Origin of the sequence: Acinetobacter uliginosus (assembly GCF_044130295.1) — a bacterium.
Lineage (GTDB): Bacteria > Pseudomonadota > Gammaproteobacteria > Pseudomonadales > Moraxellaceae > Acinetobacter.
In genome coordinates this window covers 1-6,270 of record NZ_JBIQOC010000135.1, presented here as the reverse complement: position 1 = coordinate 6,270, position 6,270 = coordinate 1, and the positions used below count along the sequence as shown (strand labels likewise).

Annotated in this window: 9 protein-coding genes; 8 read left to right on the top strand and 1 reads right to left on the bottom strand. The window is 44.2% G+C overall.

Annotated features, from left to right (window positions below; all coding sequences use genetic code 11):
- The first annotated feature begins 202 nt into the window (after window positions 1–202).
- From ACE01T_RS16870 to ACE01T_RS16860, 3 genes are read left to right on the top strand one after another with little or no spacing between them, the layout of a single operon-like run.
- Window positions 203–490: an ArsR/SmtB family transcription factor gene (locus tag ACE01T_RS16870; RefSeq protein WP_395519737.1), complete on the top strand. Its 288-nt coding sequence runs from the start codon at window positions 203–205 to the stop codon at window positions 488–490.
- The gene (locus tag ACE01T_RS16865; RefSeq protein WP_016165430.1) at window positions 491–1,510 is read left to right on the top strand and encodes a permease; all 1,020 of its coding nucleotides are present in this window, start codon (window positions 491–493) and stop codon (window positions 1,508–1,510) included.
- 19 nt (window positions 1,511–1,529) lie between these two features.
- Entirely contained in the window at window positions 1,530–1,769 is a 240-nt protein-coding gene (locus ACE01T_RS16860; protein ID WP_016165431.1) for a thioredoxin family protein, read from the top strand.
- A gap of 79 nt (window positions 1,770–1,848) precedes the next feature.
- Here ACE01T_RS16860 and ACE01T_RS16855 read toward each other — a convergent pair whose 3' ends face one another.
- The gene (locus ACE01T_RS16855) at window positions 1,849–2,304 is read right to left on the bottom strand and encodes a universal stress protein (protein WP_395519736.1); all 456 of its coding nucleotides are present in this window, start codon (window positions 2,302–2,304) and stop codon (window positions 1,849–1,851) included.
- Window positions 2,305–2,490: 186 nt separating this feature from the next.
- Between ACE01T_RS16855 and ACE01T_RS16850 the strand changes: the two genes are divergently transcribed.
- From ACE01T_RS16850 to trxB, 5 genes are read left to right on the top strand one after another with little or no spacing between them, the layout of a single operon-like run.
- Complete coding sequence (locus tag ACE01T_RS16850; protein ID WP_166172093.1) at window positions 2,491–2,811, top strand: metalloregulator ArsR/SmtB family transcription factor; 321 nt, start codon at window positions 2,491–2,493, stop codon at window positions 2,809–2,811.
- A 6-nt stretch (window positions 2,812–2,817) separates the two neighbouring features.
- Window positions 2,818–3,288 (top strand): arsenate reductase ArsC, encoded by a 471-nt coding sequence (locus tag ACE01T_RS16845; protein ID WP_395519735.1) that lies wholly within the window; start codon window positions 2,818–2,820, stop codon window positions 3,286–3,288.
- Between the two features lie 11 nt (window positions 3,289–3,299).
- Window positions 3,300–4,340: an ACR3 family arsenite efflux transporter gene (gene arsB, locus ACE01T_RS16840; protein ID WP_016165435.1), complete on the top strand. Its 1,041-nt coding sequence runs from the start codon at window positions 3,300–3,302 to the stop codon at window positions 4,338–4,340.
- A 10-nt stretch (window positions 4,341–4,350) separates the two neighbouring features.
- The gene (gene arsH, locus ACE01T_RS16835) at window positions 4,351–5,055 is read left to right on the top strand and encodes an arsenical resistance protein ArsH (RefSeq protein WP_016165436.1); all 705 of its coding nucleotides are present in this window, start codon (window positions 4,351–4,353) and stop codon (window positions 5,053–5,055) included.
- Between the two features lie 19 nt (window positions 5,056–5,074).
- Window positions 5,075–6,022 (top strand): thioredoxin-disulfide reductase, encoded by a 948-nt coding sequence (gene trxB / locus ACE01T_RS16830; protein WP_395519734.1) that lies wholly within the window; start codon window positions 5,075–5,077, stop codon window positions 6,020–6,022.
- The last annotated feature ends 248 nt before the right edge of the window (window positions 6,023–6,270 follow it).

Here is a 6,270-nt window from a genome sequence, read left to right as displayed (position 1 = left end):
TCTGGAAAGGCGTTCGAGGCCAACAACACCCCGAACGGTTAAGATGTCAAAAACCCGTTATCCGGTAGATCACAATGCTGCTCCTCTTAAGTGAACAGCATTGCAACTCTGTTGGGCTTTTTTTTTACAGAAAAAAACACATTGACAGCCATCAATATAATTTAGATACTCAATATTATAAGTATGTTACGGAAAATCTTAATTGGATCATGAACAAGCGACTTCTCTTTATAAAGTTTTGACGGATGCTACCCGTCTCAAGATCTTACAGATGCTACAGACAGGGGAATGTTGCGCATGCGAATTGTTGCAAAATCTTGCCATTACCCAGTCTACTTTATCGCATCACATGAAGTGTTTGACTGAATCGGGTCTGGTCAAAGGAAGAAAAGACGGACGCTGGATACGCTATTCACTGAATCCCATCCGTGCTCAAGAACTGTCTCTATTTACACAAGCACTATTATTCCCCCAAGACCAGGAGATTTAAATGGATCAAATAATTGCCCTCTTTGCTTGGCTGAATGATGTGCTGCTTAAAATGACCTGGCTCTCGGATGGTGTACGCTGGCTGGTCGAAAATGTCTTCGGTTTATCGGTCGCGACCCGGCTTGGTGGCAGTATTCACTTCTTTATCTATGATGTCTTCAAGATCTTTATTCTGCTCTCGGTCCTGATCTATACTCTGTCATATATCCAGAGTTATTTTCCGCCTGAACGTACCAAGCAGATTTTAGGCCGAATGACCGGGATTAAAGCCAATATCATGGGGGCTTTATTGGGAACGATTACGCCATTCTGTTCCTGTTCCTCGATTCCGCTGTTTATCGGTTTTACCCGTGCCGGATTGCCTGTGGGGGTGACCTTTTCATTTCTGATTTCATCTCCGTTAGTCGATCTAGCTTCAATTATTTTATTGGCCAGTATTTTTAACTGGAAAATCGCCATGATCTATGTGCTACTGGGTTTAGTGCTGGCGGTACTGGGCGGCTCATTGATTAGCTTTTTAAAAATGGAAAAGTATGTGGCTGAGTTTGTCACCCATAATGGTGCCATTCAGGGAGAAGAAGATTTTAGTATGACGGCTAAACAGCGACGCGAGTTCGCTTGGGAGCAAGTAGTAGAAATTTTTAAAAAGGTCTGGTTGTATGTACTGATCGGGGTAGGTATTGGTGCGGCGATTCATAACTGGATTCCTGAACAATGGATTACCGCCTTACTCGGCCAGGAACACTGGTATTCTGTGTTAATCGCTACGGTCGTTGGTATACCGATGTACGCGGATATCTTTGGTACCCTGCCGATTGCGGAAGCGTTGGTAGGCAAAGGTGTAGGGTTGGGTACGGTCTTGGCCTTTATGATGGCGGTGACCGCGCTTTCCTTGCCTTCCTTGATCCTGTTAAAACAGGTGGTGAAACTTCCTTTACTTAGCCTGTTTGTTGGTATCGTATTTGTCGGGATTTTGGTCATCGGCTACAGTTTAAATAGTTTTGGTTACTGGTTTTTATAAAACGTTTGGAGAATAAAACATGCAAATTAAAGTCGTAGGTACAGGCTGCCGTAAATGTAAGGCGCTCTTGGCGGCAACAGAAGAAGCAGTCCAAAGCACGGGTGTGCAAGCGGACATTGAATATGTCACGGATATGATGAAAATTGCGGAAACAGGTCTGTTAAGCACACCGGGATTAATTATTGATAATAAAATCGTTTCTAGCGGTAAAGTGTTGGAAGCTCAAGCCGTAGCGGAGCTGATTGAGAAAAATAAATAAGCCCAAAATGCATTTTCTTTAAAAAAACCAGTAGCTCAGACTACTGGGTTTTTTATGGCGTGAACCGAAATCAGGTCAGTTATTGTTTAACGATTAATACGGGTACTTGGGACAACTTTAATACTTCTTCAGCCACACTGCCTAAAGCCAGTTTCTGGATGCCTTTACGCCCATGTGATCCCATCACAATCAGCGAAGCAGCGAGTTCTTCAGCAACATTGACAATGGTTTGTGCAGACACTTCAGATTTAACGAGTTTGGTTTCAACCTCACGTGCGCCTGAATCGACCGAAAGTTTTTGTGCGTCGGCCAAGGCCTTTGTTGCATTGCCACAGGCTTCATCAAAAAATGCTTTCATGGTCGTTGCGTCTGCACCGAAGTAATAAAAATCGGTATTGGCAAACGGATTTTCTTCAACAATGCTGATGACAATCAGCTTGCTGTCCAGGGCATTTGCCATAATGGCGGCCTCTCTGACTGCTGCAAGTGCCTGATCAGAACCGTCAATCGGCACTAAAATATTTTTATCAGTCATTCGATATTCCTTAAATTTTCTAATCGTTAAAATTTTGTTTTTCATAACACAGCCGAGAAAAGCGGACAATTTTTTAAATTGACCTCTTTCAAACCACATTATAATCCTTCCTTTATCATTTTTAACTTATACTATTTACTGTATATGCGGATATGTATATATTTGCATAACAGAATGGGAGCAGCTATGGACCACGTTCAGTTTTTTAAATGTTTATCCGATGAGACACGTCTCAGTATTGTCATGTTGATTGCTGAAAATGAAGAGCAATGTGTCTGTGATCTGACGGACAAATTGCAAGTGAGCCAACCCAAGATTTCACGGCATTTGGCTTTGTTGCGCTCTTGTGGTTTGTTGAATGACCGTCGTCAAAGTCAGTGGGTGTATTACAGCATCAATCCGCAATTACCGGCGTGGTGTTTTGAAATTCTGGATGCTCTCAAACACAGCCAATCTCCGATTTCCCTTCCCACATCTGCTCTGCCGATTCAGAGCCATTGCGAGTAAGTTTTTATGAAGTTTTTATTTTTGTGCACCGGTAACAGTTGCCGCAGCATTCTCTCTGAAGTTCTGTTTAACAGCCGTGCGCCTGAAGGCTGGATCGCTTACAGTGCGGGCAGCAAACCATCAGGTCAGGTGCATCCTTTAACGATTAAAACCTTGCAGAATCTGGGTTTATCTACCGAAGGCTTATCGAGCAAAACCATTGATGCCTGCGAGCAATATGAGCCAGAAGTCGTGATTACGGTATGCGATTCAGCTGCACAGGAAGCCTGCCCATTGTATTTGGGTGGCGCAATCAAGGCACATTGGGGCTTATCTGATCCTTCACACCTGGACTTACCTGAAGAAGAAAAATTACAGGCGTTCTTGACCACTGTGGATCACATTAACAAGCGTTTAGACGCGTTCTTCGCTTTAGATGCAAAAAAATTGAGCCGTCCAGAGCTCATTGCTGAAATCAATAAAATTTCTCATATTTAATCGAGCACATTATGTCTAAACAAGGATTATCCTTTTTAGATCGCAACCTGACGCTATGGATTTTTGTGGCCATGGCATTGGGTGTTGCGATTGGGGTGTTTTTTCCGCAAGCATCGACAGCACTGGATGCCATGAGTGTGAACTCGGTCAATCTGCCGATTGCGATTGGTCTGATTCTGATGATGTACCCCCCGTTGGCCAAAGTGGACTACGCGACCCTGCCACAGGTTTTTCACGATAAAAAGACTCTGACTTTATCACTGGTACAAAACTGGCTGATTGCACCGGTACTGATGTTTGTGCTGGCCATCGTCTTTCTCAGTGATTATCCGGAATACATGACCGGCCTGATCCTGATCGGTTTGGCACGCTGTATTGCGATGGTACTGATCTGGAACGGCCTGGCTTGTGGTGATAACCAATACGGTGCCGCACTGGTGGCGTTTAACAGTATCTTCCAGATTGTTTTCTTTAGTAGTTATGCCTGGTTCTTCCTGACTTATTTGCCACCATTTTTTGGGGTAGAAGGTCATGTGATTAATGTGGATTTCTGGACCATTGCCAATGCCGTCTTGATCTACCTGGGTATTCCTTTCCTGATGGGTTTCCTGACGCGTATTTCATTGGTCAAAGCCAAAGGTCTGGATTGGTATCAGACGAAATTCCTGCCAAAAATTGGCCCACTCAGCTTGCTGGCTTTATTGTTCACCATCGTGGCGATGTTTAGTTTAAAAGGCGCTGATGTAGTGAGCTTGCCTTTAGATGTATTGCGTATTGCGATTCCACTAACGATTTACTTTGTACTGATGTTCTTTGTCAGCTTCTTTATGAGTAAATGGATGGGCAATGATTATCCAAAAACCACCGCGATTTCCTTTACTGCTGCGGGCAATAACTTCGAGTTGGCTTTGGCTGTTGCAATCGCCACGTTTGGTCTGGCTTCTCCGATTGCCTTTACCACCATTATTGGTCCATTGGTTGAAGTACCGGTGTTAATTGCCTTGGTGAGCGTATCTTTATGGCTGAAGAAAAAATATTATCCAAATAGTTAAGAGGCAGAATATGACACTCCCAAATCTTGAATCTGATCTTTTGCCGACGCCTACATTTGCTGAGGTACAAGCCAAAGAACTGACCCATCCCCCACGGATGTTATTGCTGTATGGCTCAAACCGAGAACGCTCGTACAGTCGTCTTGCAGTGACGGAAGCAGGTCGTATTTTGGAGCGGTTTGGCTGTGAAGTAAAAATCTTTCATCCCAAAGGTTTACCTTTGCCGGAAGATGGTGATCTGGAACATCCTAAAGTCAAGGAACTGCATGAATTGCTAGCATGGTCTGAAGGCATGGTCTGGTGTTCACCTGAGCGGCATGGTTCGATGAGTTCGATCTTTAAAGCGCAAATTGACTGGATTCCACTAGCAGCGGGAGCCATTCGTGCGACTCAGGGCAAAACCCTGGCACTGATGCAGGTCAGTGGTGGCTCACAGTCTTTCAATAGCGTCAACCAGATGCGAATCTTGGGGCGCTGGATGCGGATGATCACGATTCCGAATCAGTCTTCTATTCCCAAGGCCTTTTTGGAATTTGATGAAGAGGGACGCATGAAACCTTCGTCCTTATATGATCGGATTGTCGATGTGATGGAGGAACTGTATAAGTTCACCTTGCTGACCCGCGGACAAAGCGCGTACCTCACGGATCGTTACTCGGAGCGTAAGGAATCGGCTGAAGAGCTGTCTAAGCGTGTCAATCAACGTAACATCTAATCTGTTAGAGAATATAAAAATGTCAACACGCCATTCAAAACTCATCATTTTAGGTTCTGGTCCTGCCGGTTATAGTGCAGCGGTATATGCGGCACGTGCCAACTTAAAACCTATGCTGATTGCAGGTATGCAACTCGGCGGCCAGTTGACCACCACGACTGAAGTCGATAACTGGCCAGGTGATCCTGAAGGCTTAACCGGTCCGGCATTAATGGAACGTATGCAGGCGCATGCCGAACGTTTTGGTACTGAACTGGTCTATGACCATATCAATGAAGTTGATTTGAACACGCGTCCATTTGTCCTTAAAGGTGATATGGAAGAATACACCTGTGATGCCCTGATTGTGGCAACAGGTGCAACCGCACAATATCTCGGCCTGGAATCCGAACAGGCATTCATGGGTCAAGGCGTAAGTGCCTGTGCAACCTGTGACGGTTTCTTTTATAAGAACCAGAAAGTTATGGTAGTCGGTGGTGGTAATACAGCGGTTGAAGAAGCCCTGTATTTGTCCAACATCGCGGAGCATGTGACATTGGTGCACCGTCGTGACTTCCTGCGTTCAGAAAAGATCCTGCAAGATCATCTCTTCGAAAAAGAAAAAGAAGGTAAGATCAGTATCATCTGGAATCATCAAGTGGATGATGTATTGGGTGACAATACCGGTGTTACAGGTGTACGTTTAAAATCGACACAGGATGATTCCATTCAGGACGTTGATGTTCAAGGTGTATTCATTGCAATTGGTCATAAACCAAATACCAGTATGTTTGAAGGCCAGCTTGAGTTACGAAATGGCTATATCCAGGTACAAAGCGGTACTGCAGGCAATGCTACAGCCACTTCCGTACCGGGTGTTTTCGCTGCTGGTGATGTTGCAGATAGCGCATACCGTCAAGCCATTACTTCGGCTGGTTCAGGCTGTATGGCTGCATTGGATGCTGAAAAGTACCTTGATAATTTGTAGAAGTAATACTCTCATTTTATCTACCCTCTAATATAGAGAGATAGTGCTGCCCATGCCCAATATCAGTTCATCCTGATATTGGGTTTTTATTGGGCACAATGATCAAGATAGATATATACTTTTGATAATAATGAAGTTATGGGAACCTGAGTTCGATATAAAAAAAGAGTAGAAAAAAAGCCCTGTTTTTGTAACATATTGGTTCTCAAGACAAAATGTTATAAAACAAGGCTTCTCAATGGATCATA

What these genes read in the sequence shown, in the direction of transcription:
- ACE01T_RS16865 (WP_016165430.1), top strand. Translation starts at nt 491, where the DNA reads ATGGATCAAATAATTGCCCTCTTTGCTTGGCTGAATGATGTGCTGCTT.
- ACE01T_RS16860 (WP_016165431.1), top strand. Translation starts at nt 1,530, where the DNA reads ATGCAAATTAAAGTCGTAGGTACAGGCTGCCGTAAATGTAAGGCGCTC.
- ACE01T_RS16855 (WP_395519736.1), bottom strand. Translation starts at nt 2,304, where the DNA reads ATGACTGATAAAAATATTTTAGTGCCGATTGACGGTTCTGATCAGGCA.
- ACE01T_RS16850 (WP_166172093.1), top strand. Translation starts at nt 2,491, where the DNA reads ATGGACCACGTTCAGTTTTTTAAATGTTTATCCGATGAGACACGTCTC.
- ACE01T_RS16845 (WP_395519735.1), top strand. Translation starts at nt 2,818, where the DNA reads ATGAAGTTTTTATTTTTGTGCACCGGTAACAGTTGCCGCAGCATTCTC.
- arsB (WP_016165435.1), top strand. Translation starts at nt 3,300, where the DNA reads ATGTCTAAACAAGGATTATCCTTTTTAGATCGCAACCTGACGCTATGG.
- arsH (WP_016165436.1), top strand. Translation starts at nt 4,351, where the DNA reads ATGACACTCCCAAATCTTGAATCTGATCTTTTGCCGACGCCTACATTT.
- trxB (WP_395519734.1), top strand. Translation starts at nt 5,075, where the DNA reads ATGTCAACACGCCATTCAAAACTCATCATTTTAGGTTCTGGTCCTGCC.